The organism is Domibacillus antri (genome assembly GCF_001936625.1).
GTDB classification, from domain to species: domain Bacteria; phylum Bacillota; class Bacilli; order Bacillales; family Domibacillaceae; genus Domibacillus; species Domibacillus antri.
On the sequence record NZ_MSDU01000009.1, the window covers coordinates 37118 to 54667 of the forward strand.

Consider the following 17550-nt stretch of genomic DNA (forward strand, 5'->3'; position numbering starts at 1 on the left):
CTATAAACGCAACGTCCTGTTGCACCGCCTTTGTGACTCACATCATGTGAGCCCAACGAATTTTACTTTAACAGAAAAATCTTATGTTGTCAACTTAGTTTTTTACTGCTGTTACAGATGCAGGATCAACTTTTACACCTGGTCCCATTGTAGATGTAACAGAAATGTTTTTCATGTATACACCTTTTGCAGCTGAAGGTTTCACTTTCAGCATTGTATCGAAAATAGCTGTAAAGTTTTCGATCAGCTTTTCGTTATCGAAAGATACTTTACCAACCGGAACGTGAATGTTACCAGCTTTATCAACGCGGTATTCTACTTTACCTGCTTTGATTTCCTGGATCGCTTTTTCAACGTCAAATGTAACGGTACCTGTTTTCGGATTTGGCATTAAACCTTTTGGTCCAAGCACACGGCCGAGTTTACCAACTTCACCCATCATGTCAGGTGTTGCAACGATAACGTCAAATTCAAACCAGCCTTGCTGAATTTTGTTGATGTAGTCGCTGTCGCCAACGTAGTCAGCACCAGCAGCTTCCGCTTCTTTTGCTTTTTCGCCTTTTGCGAATACGAGAACACGTTGTGTTTTACCTGTTCCGTTTGGAAGAACAAGCGCACCGCGAATTTGCTGATCCGCTTTTTTCGGATCAACCCCAAGACGGAATGCCGCCTCAACTGTTGCATCAAATTTCACCGTGCTTGTTTTTTTCACAAGATCGATTGCTTCTTCTACTGAATATTGTTTCGTGCGGTCAACGAGTTTCGCCGCATCTTGAAACTTTTTACCATGTTTCGCCATGTTTATTTCCTCCTTATGTGGTTTTAACGGATTTACCTCCCACGAATAAAGGCTGCGGATGAAGTATAGCTACTTCAAGCCGCAACCCCCAAAAACAGACAGCTGATTAATCTTCGATCACAATACCCATGCTGCGGGCAGTACCTTCGACCATACGCATAGCTGCTTCAACATCAGCTGCGTTTAAGTCAGGCATTTTTGTTTCAGCGATTTCACGCACTTTATCACGTTTAACCGTTGCAACTTTGTTGCGGTTCGGTTCTCCGGATCCTGATTCGATGCCGGCTGCTTTTTTAAGCAGAACAGCTGCAGGCGGAGTTTTTGTGATGAATGTAAATGAACGGTCTTCGAAAACCGAAATTTCAACCGGAATGATCAATCCTGCTTGATCCGCTGTGCGCGCATTGAACTCTTTACAGAATCCCATGATGTTAACACCAGCTTGACCGAGTGCCGGACCAACCGGCGGCGCAGGATTAGCTTTACCTGCAGGAATTTGCAGTTTTACGACTTTAATTACTTTTTTAGCCACGAGACACACCTCCTTAAGTCCGTGATGTGGTACATGGGGCTTTGCCCCTCCCACTCTGTCTATCTTTATTTAAATAAAGATGATTATAAAATGAGTCTGAGCAGCACGAGACGTACTGACCTTAGAAATAGTATCACTTTTTACATAATAATTCAAGCCGTTTTTTAGGATAATTTGTTTACTTGATCAAAATCAAGCTCAACCGGCGTTTCACGGCCAAACATGTTTACGTGTACTTTTAACTTGCCTTTATCCTGATCGATCTCTTCAACGGTTCCTTCGAAGTCCGCAAACGGCCCTTCTTTCACAACGACTGTTTCTCCAAGTTCATAATCCGCCTCATGACGGCGCTCGTCCATGCCCATTTGTTTCAAAATAGACGTTACTTCATCCGGCAATAGCGCGGTCGGTTTTGAACCGTGGCCCGATGAACCGACGAAGCCCGTGACACCCGGTGTATTTCGCACGACATACCAGGAATCATCCGTCATGACGATTTCAACAAGTACATAGCCCGGGAATACTTTGCGTTTTGTTACTTTTTCTTTACCATTTTTTACATCTCGTTCTTCTTCTTCCGGCACGATGACGCGAAAGATTTTATCCTGCATGCCCATTGATTCAACGCGTTTTTCGAGATTCGCTTTTACTTTATTCTCGTATCCTGAATACGTGTGGACTACATACCAATTTTTCTCCATAGAAAGGGACTTGTGTCCTTCCCTCCTTTTTTAAATGAAAAGCGCAAGGCGCCCGCTTATCAGCGACAAGCATAAGACGAATCCTGTCGGAGGCGTTTTGTGCCTCCAGAGGGATTTGGCTTATGACCTCGAGCTGATGGCGCCTGGAGCTAGACCACAATAAATTTAAACCAAATGAAAAAACCCGTTAAACGGGCTTCTTAGGCCTGCGCGATGCAGGTCACAAAGGCGCTGCCGCACGATGCAGGTACCGAAAGCGTTGCGCGTTTAGCCTTTGATTTTTTCTAATTACATTATAGCACGGAAAAACATTGTGTATTCAAGTGAATTTTCCGGAAGGCTGATTACATTTCTCAAATTAAACGTATAAGCCAGGAAATGCCTAGATCAACTAATCCTAAAAAGAGAGTAAGAAATATAACCGTTGTAATAACGGTGATTGTATATGTCGTTAATTCTTTCTTTTTCGGCCAGCTGACCTTGCCCAATTCCGAGCGCACGTTGCGAAAAAATTGCGTAATACGTGACATGTACTGAAAACCTCCAAAAAGAAATGCGCCTGTGTCACTTCGTCTGTTTATGGACAGTATGCTGATTGCAGACACTGCAAAATTTTTTTATTTCCAGGCGTTCACCGCTGTTATTAACCGTCGTTGAGTAGTTTCGTGTTCCACAGTCTGAACAGGCAAGCGGCACTTTTTTCGCCATTAAAATCACCTAACCATTTCAATTCTTAAAACGTATCATTGATCACCGTAATTCGTCAAGTTTTCATTAAATGGTAATCTCTTTAAATTCAAGATACCGTTCCAATTTTCTTTTAACGCGCTGCAAAGCATTATCAATCGACTTCACATGGCGGTTTAACTCTTCTGATATTTCCTGATAAGAGCGGCCGTCCAAATATAATGCGAGCACCTGCCGTTCAAGATCGCTCAGTAATTCATTCACTTTTCCTTCGATACTGGAAAACTGCTCGCGGTTAATAATTAATTCTTCCGGGTCTGTTACTTTGGCACCTGTTAATACATCCATTAGCGTCCGTTCCGATTCTTCATCGTAAATCGGTTTATCAAGCGACACGTAGGAATTGAGCGGAATGTGCTTTTGACGCGTTGCGGTTTTAATAGCGGTAATGATTTGCCGGGTGATACACAGTTCCGCGAATGCTTTAAACGTGCTGAGCTTGTCCCCTCTATAATCGCGGACGGCTTTGTATAAACCGATCATGCCTTCCTGTACGATGTCTTCTTTATCAGCGCCGATCAAGAAATATGATCGCGCTTTCGCCCTGACAAAGTTCCGGTACTTATGAATTAAATAATCGAGGGCATCACTGTTGCCGTTGTGCACAAGTTCCACTAACTGCTCATCGTTCAGCGAATCCATCGTCACACTTATCGAACGGTTCAAGCTTACACATCCCCCTCCGCCTGCCAAACATAGATAGTAATATTATACAGTACGATTTTTTTTGGAGTCAATCATTCATTTTTTCGCCGCGGCGCCACTTCTCTAAAATTTCCTTCTGTTCTTTACTGAGCTGTATACGGGCATGGGGCTTGTCGTCACTAATTTCATCGAGGTTTTTTTCGATTGATTTTTGCATGATGCCAAGCTCGGTCAAAAGCTCGCGCGCTGACACGCGAAGGGCACCCTGGCCAAAGACGGCCCACTGCTCTGTATAGTCGGATGTGGCGACCGTGACTTGATCGCGGACATTGTTCAACTCTATTGCCAGCTTCTCGATCCGCTCATCCGCTGTCTCGTTTTCTCGTGTAAAAATGACTTCAACTTTTGAATCCCGGTATTTTTTTTCCGTCCCTTTTACGAAATGCGCATCGAAGACAACGATGACACGGCAGCCGTGCACCCCTTGATATTCCGCCATCAATTTGACGAGGCGGTCGCGGGCACCGGCAAAATCCGTATCTTTTAACTGGCGCAGCTCCGGCCAGGCACCGATCATGTTATAGCCGTCTACGAGTAAAATATCCATCGTTACGTCCCCAGTGGATGACGCTTCCGATACACTTCATACATAAGAAGCGCTGCTGCCACCGATGCATTTAACGATGTCACATGTCCGCTCATCGGCAGCTGAATTAAAAAGTCGCATTTTTCTTTGATGAGACGGCTCATGCCGCGTCCTTCACTGCCGATGACGAGACAGAGCGGCATTGTGCCATCAAAGCGGCGGTAATCTTCCGCCCCTGACGCGTCTGTTCCCGCGATCCAGACACCCCTCTCTTTCAGCTCTTCAATTGTCCGGGCCAAATTGGTCACGCGGGCAACAGGGATATATTCAATCGCGCCCGTTGATGCTTTCGCGGCTGTTGCCGTCAAACCAACCGAGCGGCGTTTCGGAATAATGATCCCGTGGGCGCCGACCGCATCTGCCGTTCTCATAATGGAGCCAAGATTATGCGGGTCTTCCAATTCATCAAGCAGAATAAAAAAGGGTGGTTCACCGCTTTCCTCCGCTTTCGCAAATAAATCGTCCATTTCCGCATATTGATAGGCTGCCACCGATGCAGCGACACCTTGATGATTGTCCGGCACGACCTGTTCAATTTTCCGCTTCGGCACCACTTGTACCGGAATACCCGCTTCTTTTGCTTTATTTAAAATTTGCTGCATAGATCCTTTTTGCGAGCCTTCCTGCACCCACAATTTATTTATATCGCGCCCTGACTTTAACGCTTCCAGCACAGGATTGCGTCCAGCGATCCATTCCTGTTCCTGTGTCATCTATTCACCCTCCTTTGTTCATCACTGTCGTTTAAAATGTTGCAGATAATTTCTTCCATCCGCTCCAGCTGTCCCGTTAAAAATAAAAACCCGATGAGCGCTTCAAATGCGGTGCTGTGATTATAAGTCTGCACGTCTGTATTTTTCGGAACGTGACCGGATTTTGCGTTGCGTCCCCGTCTGGCAACCGTTTCTTCCGCTTCGGTTAAAAAGCTCGTTTCACGCAGACGGTGCAGCTGTGCCGCCTGTGCTTTAGCCGAAACGTACCGGGTCGAGGCGCGATGAAGATCGTTCGGCTTTACACGGCCAGACTCAAGCAAAAATTTGCGGATATATACTTCATATACCGCATCCCCCATATAAGCCAGTGCCAGCCCGTTCAGCTGCTGTGCATCTTTTAATGGTTCCATCAGCTGTTTCATTATCCGCGTCTCCATCGAATGCCCTGCGGCGTGTCTTCAAGAATAATATTTAATTCTTTCAGCTGATCGCGGATTTCATCAGCACGGGCAAAATCACGGTCTTTGCGCGCCTGATTGCGCTGTTCTATTAAATCTTCAATCTCTTCGTCGAGCAGTTCCTCATTTTGAACCGTCAGACCGAGAACAAAAAACATATCTTCATATGTCGACAAAAAGGCATCGATCACTTGGACAGATGTATGCTTTTCAAGCAAATATACGTTCGCATCTTTTGATAAATCAAATAAAACGGAGATCGCATTTGCCGCGTTAAAGTCATCATCCATTTCAGTAAGGAAACGATCGCGATGCGCGTTAATTTTTCCAAGCCATTCATTATCACCCTTTGTTAAATTGGTGCTGGACTGCTTGCGGTGTTTTAGATTTTCATAAGCAATCTTTAGCCGTTCGAGCGACGCTGCTGCGCTGTCGAGCAATTCTTTATTGTAATTAACCGGGTGACGGTAATGAACGGATAGCATGAAGAAGCGCAATACTTGCGGATCGACCTCTTTAATAATGTCATGAACAAGGACAAAGTTACCAAGTGATTTTGACATTTTTTCGTTGTCGATATTGATATAGCCATTATGAAGCCAGTAACGGGCAAATGGTTGGCCGGTTAATGCTTCCGACTGGGCAATTTCATTTTCATGATGCGGGAAAGTTAAATCCTGCCCGCCTGCATGAATATCAATGGAATCACCAAGGTATTTGCGCGCCATCGCCGAGCATTCTATATGCCAGCCAGGGCGGCCCGCTCCCCATGGGCTGCTCCACGAAATTTCCCCTTCTTTGGCCGCTTTCCATAACACGAAATCAAGCGCGTCATCTTTCTTTTCTCCGGCACCGATCCGGGCACCGACTTTCAGCTCATCAATCGACTGATGAGAAAGCTTTCCATAGCCGTCAAACCGGCGCGTCCGGTAATACACGTCTCCGCCTGACTCGTAAGCAAACCCTTTTTCAACGAGCTGCCCGATAAACTCAACAATGAGTTCAATGTTTTCCGTCACACGCGGATGTACGTCCGCTTTCTGACAGCCCAGCGCGTGTGTATCTTCAAAGTAAGCGTTAATAAACCGTTCCGCAATCACCGGTACTTCTTCACCGAGTTCATTTGCCGCTCGGATTAGTTTGTCGTCGACATCGGTGAAATTAGAGACATATTTCACTTCGAAGCCGCGGTATTGCAAATGACGGCGCACTGTATCAAACACGATAGCCGGACGGGCGTTGCCGATATGGATGTAGTTGTAAACGGTTGGACCGCACACATACATCTTTACTTTTCCTTCTTCAAGAGGAATAAATTCTTCTTTTTTTCGCGTCAGCGTATTATACATTTTAATGGGCATTCGTATGATCCCCTTTCTTCATTTCTTCTTTCAAATGGGCAATTTCTGCTTCCAGGCTTTTCAAACGGTCTGCCACAGGATCGGGCAGGTTGCGGTGATTTAAATCTTTTTCGACTTTGCGGCCATCTTGAATCACAATACGGCCTGGAATGCCGACAACGGTTGAATTTGGCGGTACATCCTTCAGCACCACAGAACCGGCGCCGATTCTCGCATCTTCTCCCACTGTAATCGATCCAAGCACTTTCGCACCTGTTGCAATAAGGGCTCCGTCTTTCACTGTCGGATGCCGCTTCCCTTTTTCTTTTCCAGTCCCGCCGAGAGTGACCCCTTGATAAAGTGTCACATTATTCCCGATTTCACACGTTTCTCCGATGACGACACCCATCCCGTGATCGATAAACAGGCCGCGTCCAATCCGGGCGCCGGGATGTATTTCAATGCCGGTAAAAAAGCGGCTGATTTGTGAAATAACCCGGGCAATAAAATAAAATTTCCGTTTATAAAAACCGTGAGCGAGCCGATGAGACCAGATCGCGTGCAGACCCGAGTATGTTAAAATGACTTCTAAATAGCTGCGGGCCGCCGGGTCCTGTTCAAATATCGTATCAATATCTTCTTTCAGCACTTTAAACAATGCTATTCCTCCTCCCAACATTTTGTTCAGACATACAAAAAACGCCTCTGCAAGACAGAGACGTTTTAAAACGCGGTTCCACTCTGTTTGAAAAACAGTATAGCTGCTTTCCCAACTTGACCTGTTAACGGGCGGACCCGCCGCCGCTTACTGAAACGTTCAGCGGCAGACTCCGAGGGGCACTTCTGCGGACACAGGGGCCTGAACCGCTCTCAGCCGGACGGCGGTTCTCTCTGAAAGGCATCTGCCGCATACTTTTCCTCTTCAACGTTTTTTGTATATACACACTCTATTATATACGGGTGCTTCTTTTAATCAAGAATGGCATTGAGCCTTTTTAAAACTTTTTCTTTCCCAAGCAGCTCAATCGCTTTTGGCAAATCCGGACCGTGCGTCTGACCGGTAACCGCGGCGCGGATCGGCATAAATAGTTTTTTCCCTTTATGGCCCGTCTCTTTTTGCACGTCTTTCATTGCTTTCTTCACGCCATCTGCTTCAAACGGCTCAAGTGCAGACGCTTTTTCAGCAAATGCGCGGAGCACTTCAGGCACCTGCTCTTCGGCAAGAACCTCTTTTGCTTCACCTTCATAAACAGCTTCTTCTTTAAAAAACAAACCAGACAATTCGACAATTTCGGCACCGAAGCTCATTTTTTCTTGATACAAAGCGATTAAGCTTGTCACCCATTCTTCCTGTTCAGGAGAGAGCGTTTCTTCGATCAGCCCGGCTTTCACAAGATGCGGGCTCGCCAATTCCACGACGCGCTCAACCGGCTGTTCTTTCATATATTGATTGTTCATCCAAAGCAGTTTTTGCTTATCGAAAAAGGCAGGCGATTTAGACAGGCGATCCGCATCAAACAATTGAATAAACTGCTCTTTCGTGAAGATTTCTTCTTCTTCTTTCGGGGACCAGCCAAGCAGTGTGATGAAGTTCAAGAGCGCTTCAGGCAAGTAGCCGAGCTCTTTGTATTGTTCAATAAATTGAATAATGGATTCATCGCGCTTGCTCAATTTTTTTCTGTTTTCATTCACAATTAATGTCATGTGACCAAAAACAGGCGGTTCAAAGCCCAGCGCTTTATAAATCAGCAGCTGTTTCGGTGTATTGGAAATATGATCATCACCGCGAAGTACATGCGTCATATTCATTAAATGATCATCAATCGCCACAGCAAAGTTGTAAGTTGGTGTTCCATCTTGTTTCACGATGACAAAATCGCCGCCAATGCCCTCCGATTCAAAGGATACTTCTCCTTTAACTATATCGTTGAACGCGATTGTTTCACCTTCAGGCACCCGGAAACGGATGCTCGGACGGCGCCCCTCCGCTTCAAGGGCAGCCTGTTCTTCATTCGTTAAGCTGCGGCATTTTCCGGAGTAGCCGGCAATTTCATTACGCGCCTGCTGCGCTTCCCGCTCCGCTTCAAGTTCTTCTGCTGTGCAGTAGCATTTATACGCTTTTCCTTCTTCTAACAGCTGTTCGTAATATCCTTTATATAATTCATTGCGCTCTGACTGGCGATATGGGCCGTACTCACCGCCAACATCCGGACCTTCATCCCAATCAACACCAAGCCACTTCAAATACTCAAGCTGGCTTTCTTCGCCGCCTTCAATATTTCGTTTTTGATCTGTATCTTCAATGCGGATAATAAACTTTCCGCCAAGATTTCGTGCATATAAGTAATTAAAGAGTGCTGTCCGCGCATTGCCGATATGCAAATGTCCGGTTGGACTCGGCGCGTAACGAACACGTACTTCGTTTGTCATGCTGTGTACCCTCCAATGCTGATTTACGATTGTTTTTTTACTAAAAGGACGGCTGCCTGCGAAGCAATTCCTTCACCGCGTCCCGGAAACCCGAGTTTTTCTGTTGTCGTTGCTTTCACGTTCACCTGGCTTGTTTCCGCTTCTAACAGCTCTGCAATACGCGCCTGCATCGCACCGATGTACGGCGCCATTTTTGGCTTCTGGGCAATAATCGTGCAGTCTATATTGCCAAGCATATAGCCTTTTTCTTTGACAATGGCCCATACATGTTCAAGCAGTTTCGCTGAATCCGCATCTTTGAACGCTTCATCTGTATCAGGAAAATGACGGCCAATATCGCCTTCTCCAATCGCGCCGAGACAAGCGTCAGCCACAGTATGCAAAAGAACGTCCGCATCCGAGTGGCCAAGCAGCCCTTTTTCATACGGAATAGTAATGCCGCCGATGATAAGCGGACGGCCTTCCGTTAATTGATGTACATCAAATCCTTGTCCAATTCGAAACATAATGGATTACACCTGACTTTCCTTTCTTTTCGCAATGATCGCCCGGGCAAAATATAAATCTTCCGGTGTCGTCAATTTAATATTATCATAATCGCTTTCAACGATTTGCACGGGATAGCCCGTCCGCTCGACAAGCGACGATTCATCCGTTCCGAGGAACTGTTCGTCCTCCGCCTTTTGCTGAGCGGCTAACAAAACCGATGTCCGGAAAGCCTGAGGTGTCTGTACCGACCATAAATTCGCCCGGTCCACTGTTTGGGACACCTTGCCGCTGTCTGCTTGTTTGATTGTATCTTTCACCGGAACAGCCGCGATAGCCGCTCCCGTTTCTCGAGCGCTTTCAGCGAGCAGTGCAATCGTATCCCGTGTAATAAACGGTCTGGCACCGTCATGAACAAGAACAATTTCCGTTTCCGGCGGGAGCGCTTTTAATCCGCTGTATACACTGTACTGACGCTCTTGGCCTCCTGCTGCCAATGCGTGCACTTTTTTTATATTGTGCGTGGAAAGAAGCTGTTCAAATTCAAATTGCTCGTCGGAATGAACAGACAACACAATTCCTTTACAGAAAGGGTCTGATTCAAAAACCGCGAGTGTGTGAATGATCACCGGGAGGCCTTCGAGATCAAGAAAAAGCTTATTGCGGCCCGCTTTCATGCGCTTTCCTTTTCCGGCAGCCGGAATCACAACAAAGTAGTCCATTCGTTCAAACCCTTTCATTTTCTCCTCATGCATATTTCGGCTTTGCAAAAATCATACGGCCCGCCGATGTCTGCAAAACACTTGTCACAATGACAGCGATTTGTTTGCCGATAAAATCGCGGCCATCTTCTACGACGATCATCGTACCATCATCAAGGTACGCAATACCCTGGCGCTGCTCTTTCCCGTCTTTAATAACGAGGACGTTCATTTCTTCGCCCGGGATCACCACCGGTTTCACCGCGTTGGCGAGATCATTAATGTTCAGCACCGGCACTTGTTGAAACTCGCATACTTTATTTAAGTTAAAATCATTTGTGACGACAATTCCGCCGATTTCTTTTGCCAGTTTAACAAGTTTCGAATCTACTTCATGAATGTCTTCATAATCTTTTTCCGTCATCTCAACGTCTACTGAGATTTCCTTTTGCATCCGATTCAAAATATCAAGTCCGCGTCGTCCTTTTGTTCTTTTCAGTGTATCAGATGAATCTGCAATATGCTGCAATTCTTCGAGAACAAACTGTGGAATGACGATTGTGCCATCTAAAAAACCGGTATCGCAAATATCCGCAATGCGCCCGTCAATGATGACACTTGTATCCAAAATTTTAAACGATTTGGCAGGCAGTACCGGCAATACTTCATCAGACTGTACTTCTTTTCGTTTTGTATTTTTATTAAATGAAAAAAGCGTTGTTAATTCATCCCGCCGTTTAAATCCGAATTGAAAGCCTAAATAACCAAGGCCAATCGTTAAAAGAATCGGTACAACCGTATTGACGATTGGTAATTCCAGCTTTGCAAGCGGAATTCCGATTAAAATCGCGAGAAGCAGGCCGACCACAAGCCCGAATCCCCCCATTAAAATATCCGTAAGCGGTGCATTGATAATGCGCTCTTCAATCCATTTAATGAACTCTACAATATAGTCCACCGCCCAAAATGTCAGCAAGTAGAACACAAGTGCACCTAAAAGCGCAGTGACATATGGATTGTTAATAAATGGATGATTAAAATTAAAATAATGGAATAAGTCCGCTAAAAGAAATACGCCGAGCGTACCGCCTAAAATAATGAACCCACCCTGTACAAGGCGCTTTAACATGTTTATTTCACCTCCCTATTCTTTTTATTATAAACACGTTTCGAGCCCCGCGCTATTATTACGAGACTGAAACGTATTTAGTTCCATTTTTATTTTCCGAAGATTGTTTTTAATGCTTCATTTACTGTTGACACACCAATAATCTCCACGCCATCAGGCGGTGTCCATCCGCCAAGATTATTCGCCGGAACAATGACACGTGTAAATCCTAATTTAGCTGCTTCATTTACACGCTGTTCAATACGTGACACTCGCCGTACTTCGCCTGTCAACCCGACTTCACCGATCAAACAATCTGCGGCACCGGTTGGTTCATCACGAAAACTGGAGGCAATACTAACGGCAATGGCAAGGTCAATTGCAGGCTCGTCCAATTTCACCCCACCCGCAACTTTTAAGTACGCATCCTGATTTTGCAGCAGCAGTCCCACCCTTTTTTCAAGCACAGCCATAAGAAGTGTCACACGGTTATGGTCAATTCCGGTTGCCATCCGTCTCGGATTTCCGAACACAGTCGGCGAAATCAATGCCTGGATTTCGACCAGCACAGGTCTTGTCCCTTCCATGGATGCAACAACTGTAGAACCGGATGTTCCCTGCGTCCGCTCTTCAAGAAAAATTTCCGACGGATTTGCAACTTCTTCAAGCCCGCTTTCTTTCATTTCAAAAATACCCATTTCATTCGTGGATCCGAAACGGTTTTTCACTGCCCGCAAAATGCGGTATGTATGATGCCGCTCTCCTTCAAAATACAATACCGTATCCACCATATGCTCAAGTAAACGCGGGCCGGCAATCGAGCCTTCTTTCGTCACATGGCCAACAATAAAAATAGCAATATTGTTCATTTTTGCAATGCGCATCAATTCCGCCGTACATTCACGAACCTGGGAGACACTGCCTGGCGCCGACGTTACTTCCGGATGATGCACGGTCTGAATCGAATCGATGATAACAAATGAGGGCTTCATGTCTTCAATGGCAGAATGAATGAGCTGTAAATTGGTCTCCGCATAAATATACAGGCTTTCATTGTTTATGCTCATTCGCGAAGCCCGCATTTTTGTCTGTTTGACCGATTCCTCACCCGAGATATACAGGACGTTGCTTCCCTTTGAAGAAAGCTGTGATGACACTTGCAAAAGAAGCGTCGACTTCCCGATACCTGGATCTCCGCCGATCAAAACCAGTGAACCGGGAACAACTCCTCCGCCAAGCACACGGTTTAATTCTTTTAAATCTGTTTCCACACGCGGTTCCTGCGACGTTTCCACGTCTACAAGGCGGGACGGTTTTGCCATCGTTGTTTCGGAATGCGTAAACGTCCGCTTTGGTGTTCCGGTAATCGCTGTTTCTTCCACCATTTGATTCCATTCTCCGCACCCCGGACATTTCCCCATCCATTTTGGCGATTCATAACCACACGAACCGCAGACGAATTTCGTTTTTTTCTTTGCCATATATGCTCTCCTTTCAGAAAAAAACAGCAGGTCTATGAGACCCGCTGTTTTTCATTTACGATGCAGAGCCAGCCGCTGTACGAACCGTAAATTCACCTTTTTCATCAACATCGACTGTCACTTGCTGACCGGTTAAGACGTTGCCTTTCAGCAATTCTTCTGAAAGCCGGTCTTCTACTTGTTTTTGCAGTGCGCGGCGCAGCGGACGCGCGCCATACTCAGGATCATAGCCTTCATCGGCGATTTTTTCTTTCGCCTTGTCTGTCAGCTCAACCATAATATCCTGCTCTTTCAAACGGCTCGTTAATTGATCGGCCATTAATGTCACAATTTCTTTCAAATGTTTCTTTTCCAGTGCATGGAAGACAATGATCTCATCAATACGGTTCAGGAATTCAGGACGGAAGGCACGCTTCAACTCATCCATTACTTTTCCTTTCATATCTTTATGATCCTGCGCCGAATCTTGAATGTTAAAACCGACATATTTATTTTTCTGCAAGGACTGCGCTCCGACGTTAGACGTCATAATGAGTACAGTGTTTCGGAAATCAACTGTACGGCCTTTTGAATCCGTCAGACGGCCGTCTTCAAGCACCTGCAGTAAAATATTAAACACATCCGGATGCGCTTTTTCAATTTCGTCAAGCAAGACAACCGAATACGGCTTACGGCGGATTTTTTCTGTCAGCTGACCGCCTTCTTCATAACCAACATACCCTGGAGGCGACCCGACAAGACGTGATGTCGAATGTTTTTCCATATATTCGGACATGTCAATACGGATCATCGCATCTTCATCACCAAACATGGATTCAGCCAGCGCTTTTGCCAGTTCTGTTTTCCCGACACCCGTTGGACCGAGGAAAATAAACGAGCCAATCGGACGCTTCGGATCTTTCAAACCGGCACGCGCACGACGTACCGCTTTTGAAATGGATGTCACCGCTTCTTCCTGGCCAATTAAGCGGGAATGAAGAATTTCCTCCAAATTTAATAGACGATCTGTTTCCGTCTGTGCCAGTTTTGAAACCGGAATACCGGTCCAGCTCGATACGACCATCGCGATATCTTCCATCGTCACTTCACTATTCTCGGTGCCCTGCTTTTCTTTCCAGCTGTTTTTCGTTTTTTCAAGCTCCTCACGTAATTTTTGTTCAGCATCGCGTAAAGAAGCGGCTTTTTCAAATTCCTGACTTTGAACAGCTGAATCTTTTTCATTTTTAAGCGCTTCAAGCTTCACTTCAAGCTCTTTCAAATTAGGAGGGGTCGTAAAAGAACGCAGGCGCACTTTTGAACCGGCCTCGTCAATTAAATCAATCGCTTTATCCGGCAGGAAACGGTCTGAAATATAGCGGTCCGACATTTTTACCGCTGCTTCAATCGCTTCATCCAGAATTGAAACACGGTGATGTGCTTCATAGCGGTCGCGCAAGCCTTTCAAAATTTGAATCGACTCATCAAGCGTTGGCTCATCCACCTGGATCGGCTGGAATCGACGTTCAAGCGCCGCATCTTTTTCAATATACTTCCGGTACTCATCAAGTGTTGTCGCACCAATACATTGGAGTTCACCGCGGGCAAGCGACGGTTTTAAAATATTGGAGGCATCAATCGCTCCTTCTGCTCCTCCCGCACCGATTAATGTGTGTAATTCGTCAATGAACAAAATAATATTGCCGGCCTGCCGGATTTCATCCATCACTTTTTTCAAGCGGTCTTCAAACTCACCGCGGTATTTTGTTCCAGCTACAACAGTTCCCATATCCAGTGTCATCACACGTTTATTGCGAAGAGTTTCCGGCACTTCATTGTTAATGATTTGCTGGGCAAGCCCTTCTGCAATGGCTGTTTTACCAACACCTGGCTCCCCAATTAATACCGGATTATTTTTCGTCCGGCGGCTTAATACTTCAATAACACGTTGAATTTCTTTACTGCGTCCAATGACCGGATCAAGGCTTCCTTCGCGGGCAATGACCGTTAAATCACGTGCCAGACCATCAAGCGTCGGCGTGCTTACATTCGATGCCTGGCCGCCTTGCGTACCGCCCGACTCACTGCTGCCAAGAAGCTGGAGTACTTGTTGACGTGTTTTGTTTAAGCTTACACCAAGATTACCAAGAACTCGTGCCGCAACCCCTTCTCCTTCACGAATCAAACCGAGTAGAATATGCTCTGTTCCCACGTAAGAATGACCGAGTTTGCGCGCTTCATCCATAGACAGCTCAATGACTTTTTTCGCACGCGGTGTGTAATGAACCGTTTTCGAAGCACCGTCGCCTTTGCCAATTAATTCTTCAACTTCCTGCTGAATCTTTTCCGCACCGAGACCTAAACCGTAAAGAGCTTTCGCTGCGATGCCTTCTCCCTCACGAACGAGACCAAGCAAAATATGTTCCGTACCTATATTGCTGTGACCGAGCCGAATGGCTTCTTCCTGTGCAAGCGCCAGTACTTTTTGTGCTCTCTCCGTAAAACGACCAAACATCATATCCAATTCCTCCTTATATCAATTCGTCTCCTGCATCAATAATCTTTCCCGAATGAGCGCCGCCCGACGGACATCACGCTCTTCCGCCCGCAGCGGACCACCTGCATATTGCTGCAAGAAGCCCGGCTGCGTTAAAATCATCAGTTCATTTAAAATACTTTTTGATATATGTTGAATATACCCTAAATCTATTCCTAATCTAACATCTGATAAACATCGAAACGCTTCATTTGTTTCAATGATCCGGCTGTTTGATAAAATACCGAATGATCTGAAGATACGGTCTTCCAGCTGAATATTTGATGTTTTTACAAGTGCATCCCGTGCCGATTGTTCTCTCGACATCAATTCATGAACAACACTTCCCAAGTCCTCAATAATATCTGCTTCCGATTTTCCTAGCGTCAGCTGATTTGAAATTTGAAAAATATTTCCTAATGCTTCGCTTCCTTCACCATAAATTCCTCTAACAACCAAACCAAGCTGACTGATTGCCGGAATAATCCGGTTCATCTGCCGGGTCAGAACGAGACCAGGCAGGTGAATCATCACCGAGGCGCGGAGTCCGGTTCCGACATTTGTCGGACACCCTGTTAAATAACCGCGTTTTTCATCAAATGCATACTGCACACTTTCTTCAATTACATCATCAATCCGATTTGCCTCGTTCAGCGTTTCCTGCAGCTGCAAACCAGATGAAAGGCATTGAATGCGAAGATGGTCTTCTTCATTGACCATAATGCTTATATCTTCTTTTTCTGAAATGAGCGCTGCTCCGTATAATGATGACTCTGCCAAAAGAGGACTTATTAAATGTTTTTCCACAAGAACTCTTTTTTGCAGTGGAGAAAGGTCCTCCATTTTGAGCAGTTCAAGCGAAAGTTTCTCAGAAACCGCGCCGTTTACCTGTTCCACAATTTTTTTTGCGTCATCAAATTGAAAAATGGCCGGAAAACAAACATCAGCAAAGTTACGGGCAAGCCGTACACGCGTACTAAGAACAACATCCGAATGAGGACCGGTACCACTCATCCAGGAACTCGTCTGCTTATTAATAAACCGCTCCAGTGACATTAAACACCGCCCCCTTCACCGGATAACTTCTGCTCTACAGCACGTATTTGATCACGTACATCGGCTGCCTGCTCAAAATATTCATTAGCAATCATTTCATTCAGCTGTTCGCGCAGCTGCTGAAGCTCCTTTTGCAAATGCAGCGTCCCGCCCATTCGCTCCGGTATTTTTCCATGGTGCATAGTATTCCCACCATGAAGACGTTTTAAAATAGGAATTAGCTTAGAATCAAAGGCAGTGTAGCAATTCGCACAACCGAATTTGCCCGTCTGTAAAAACTGTTGAAAGGTCATATGGCATTTCTCACACCGCGCTTCTTCTTCATGAAATGCGGGCTTGGATGAAAAAAGCGGTTCAGGATTAAATAATCCCCCAAGCAAATTGTTCAAAGAAAAAGCGGGGTGCCCACTAAATAAATATTCTCCTTTTTCGTGAGCGCATTTTTCACACAAATACACTTCTGTTTTTTCCCCATTTACCGTTTTCGTAAAATGAAGAGCTGCCGGCCGTTCATGGCATTCTTGACATATCACAACGTCCACCCGCCTTACTGGTATTTAAGAGATAAAAGAAATGACTTCATCATACGCGCTCTCAATTCGTCGCGATCAGGAAGTTCAAGATTTAACACAGAGCGGTCCATAGCGCTTATCATTAATTTCGCCTCGCGTGTCGAAATTACCTTCTCCTCAAGGAGACGATAAATAAAATCCTCTCCATTTGATTGAGATAGCCGTGTTCCGACCAGCGCAAGCAGCTGATCAATTAAATCACTCTGCTCTCTTACCGTTACCTTAATAATTCTAATATATCCACCGCCGCCACGTTTACTCTCAACAACGTAACCACGCTCAATGGTGAAACGGGTGTTAATGACATAGTTGATTTGAGAAGGAACACACTGGAATTTATCTGCGATTTCGCTTCTTTTAATTTCGACGATTTCGCTTCCGCTATGTTCGAGTACTTGTTTCAAATACTGTTCAATAATATCAGAAACGTTTCTCATATTACTCCCCACCTTGACTTTGACTATATTTGACGATAATTATAAAGGAAAAAGACGATCCATTGCAATTTATTTGTTTTTTTATATACAAAAAAAACAAATTTAGTTCTAAAGTTGTTTTTACGTTCCAGGCGGCGTCGTGCTCTCACAGGGGTACACACCCAACTACCAGCGGCGATTATGCGC

The 17550-nt window shown here is 45.4% G+C and carries 19 protein-coding genes, 1 pseudogene and 1 other annotated feature; all 20 genes and pseudogenes read right to left on the bottom strand.

The annotated features are described in order from the left end of the window. Nucleotides 1-94: 94 nt before the first annotated feature. The 20 genes and pseudogenes from rplA to BTO30_RS06355 all read right to left on the bottom strand — a co-directional run bounded on the left by rplA (nt 95) and on the right by BTO30_RS06355 (nt 17364). The gene (rplA, locus tag BTO30_RS06260) at nt 95-799 is read right to left on the bottom strand and encodes a 50S ribosomal protein L1 (RefSeq protein ID WP_075397867.1); all 705 of its coding nucleotides are present in this window, start codon (nt 797-799) and stop codon (nt 95-97) included. A 106-nt stretch (nt 800-905) separates the two neighbouring features. Continuing rightward, entirely contained in the window at nt 906-1331 is a 426-nt protein-coding gene (gene rplK, locus BTO30_RS06265) for a 50S ribosomal protein L11 (protein ID WP_045851841.1), read from the bottom strand. Nucleotides 1332-1495: 164 nt separating this feature from the next. Continuing rightward, nucleotides 1496-2032, bottom strand: coding sequence for a transcription termination/antitermination protein NusG (nusG, locus tag BTO30_RS06270; protein WP_075397869.1), 537 nt, complete (start codon nt 2030-2032; stop codon nt 1496-1498). A 353-nt stretch (nt 2033-2385) separates the two neighbouring features. Beyond that, nucleotides 2386-2562, bottom strand: a complete 177-nt coding sequence (secE, locus tag BTO30_RS06275; RefSeq protein ID WP_075397870.1) for a preprotein translocase subunit SecE — start codon at nt 2560-2562, stop codon at nt 2386-2388. Nucleotides 2563-2596: 34 nt separating this feature from the next. Beyond that, nucleotides 2597-2740, bottom strand: a complete 144-nt coding sequence (rpmG, locus tag BTO30_RS06280) for a 50S ribosomal protein L33 (RefSeq protein WP_075397871.1) — start codon at nt 2738-2740, stop codon at nt 2597-2599. Nucleotides 2741-2806: 66 nt separating this feature from the next. After that, nucleotides 2807-3421: an RNA polymerase sporulation sigma factor SigH gene (gene sigH, locus BTO30_RS06285; RefSeq protein WP_075397886.1), complete on the bottom strand. Its 615-nt coding sequence runs from the start codon at nt 3419-3421 to the stop codon at nt 2807-2809. Nucleotides 3422-3512: 91 nt separating this feature from the next. Next, nucleotides 3513-4031, bottom strand: a complete 519-nt coding sequence (locus BTO30_RS06290; RefSeq protein WP_075397872.1) for an NYN domain-containing protein — start codon at nt 4029-4031, stop codon at nt 3513-3515. A 2-nt stretch (nt 4032-4033) separates the two neighbouring features. Then, entirely contained in the window at nt 4034-4783 is a 750-nt protein-coding gene (gene rlmB / locus BTO30_RS06295; protein ID WP_075397873.1) for a 23S rRNA (guanosine(2251)-2'-O)-methyltransferase RlmB, read from the bottom strand. After that, the gene (locus tag BTO30_RS06300) at nt 4780-5205 is read right to left on the bottom strand and encodes a Mini-ribonuclease 3 (protein WP_075397874.1); all 426 of its coding nucleotides are present in this window, start codon (nt 5203-5205) and stop codon (nt 4780-4782) included. Before BTO30_RS06300 ends, rlmB begins: the two co-directional genes overlap by 4 nt. Then, the gene (gene cysS, locus BTO30_RS06305; RefSeq protein WP_075397875.1) at nt 5205-6602 is read right to left on the bottom strand and encodes a cysteine--tRNA ligase; all 1398 of its coding nucleotides are present in this window, start codon (nt 6600-6602) and stop codon (nt 5205-5207) included. Before cysS ends, BTO30_RS06300 begins: the two co-directional genes overlap by 1 nt. Further along, a pseudogene (cysE, locus tag BTO30_RS06310) lies at nt 6592-7278 on the bottom strand (serine O-acetyltransferase); the annotation flags it as partial. The pseudogene cysE and the gene cysS, both read right to left, overlap by 11 nt. Nucleotides 7279-7292: 14 nt before the next feature. Continuing rightward, nucleotides 7293-7516: a binding site (T-box leader), on the bottom strand. Between the two features lie 34 nt (nt 7517-7550). Next, complete coding sequence (gltX, locus tag BTO30_RS06315; RefSeq protein ID WP_075397877.1) at nt 7551-9011, bottom strand: glutamate--tRNA ligase; 1461 nt, start codon at nt 9009-9011, stop codon at nt 7551-7553. 23 nt (nt 9012-9034) lie between these two features. Continuing rightward, a complete protein-coding gene (gene ispF, locus BTO30_RS06320) occupies nt 9035-9517 on the bottom strand; it encodes a 2-C-methyl-D-erythritol 2,4-cyclodiphosphate synthase (protein ID WP_075397878.1) in 483 nt (160 codons plus the stop codon). Nucleotides 9518-9523: 6 nt separating this feature from the next. Next, complete coding sequence (gene ispD / locus BTO30_RS06325) at nt 9524-10219, bottom strand: 2-C-methyl-D-erythritol 4-phosphate cytidylyltransferase (RefSeq protein ID WP_075397887.1); 696 nt, start codon at nt 10217-10219, stop codon at nt 9524-9526. Between the two features lie 25 nt (nt 10220-10244). Further along, entirely contained in the window at nt 10245-11327 is a 1083-nt protein-coding gene (locus tag BTO30_RS06330) for a PIN/TRAM domain-containing protein (RefSeq protein ID WP_075397879.1), read from the bottom strand. Between the two features lie 89 nt (nt 11328-11416). Beyond that, nucleotides 11417-12787, bottom strand: coding sequence for a DNA repair protein RadA (gene radA / locus BTO30_RS06335; protein ID WP_075397880.1), 1371 nt, complete (start codon nt 12785-12787; stop codon nt 11417-11419). Between the two features lie 55 nt (nt 12788-12842). Beyond that, nucleotides 12843-15281 (bottom strand): ATP-dependent protease ATP-binding subunit ClpC, encoded by a 2439-nt coding sequence (gene clpC, locus BTO30_RS06340; RefSeq protein WP_075397881.1) that lies wholly within the window; start codon nt 15279-15281, stop codon nt 12843-12845. Between the two features lie 18 nt (nt 15282-15299). Next, nucleotides 15300-16355, bottom strand: a complete 1056-nt coding sequence (gene mcsB / locus BTO30_RS06345; protein ID WP_075397882.1) for a protein-arginine kinase McsB — start codon at nt 16353-16355, stop codon at nt 15300-15302. Further along, nucleotides 16355-16888 carry a protein-arginine kinase activator protein McsA gene (gene mcsA, locus BTO30_RS06350; RefSeq protein WP_075397883.1) on the bottom strand — a complete coding sequence of 178 codons (534 nt, stop codon included), beginning with the start codon at nt 16886-16888 and terminating at the stop codon, nt 16355-16357. The genes mcsB and mcsA overlap by 1 nt, the downstream gene beginning before the upstream one ends. 14 nt (nt 16889-16902) lie before the next feature. Continuing rightward, nucleotides 16903-17364, bottom strand: coding sequence for a CtsR family transcriptional regulator (locus BTO30_RS06355; RefSeq protein WP_075397884.1), 462 nt, complete (start codon nt 17362-17364; stop codon nt 16903-16905). Nucleotides 17365-17550: the final 186 nt, after the last annotated feature.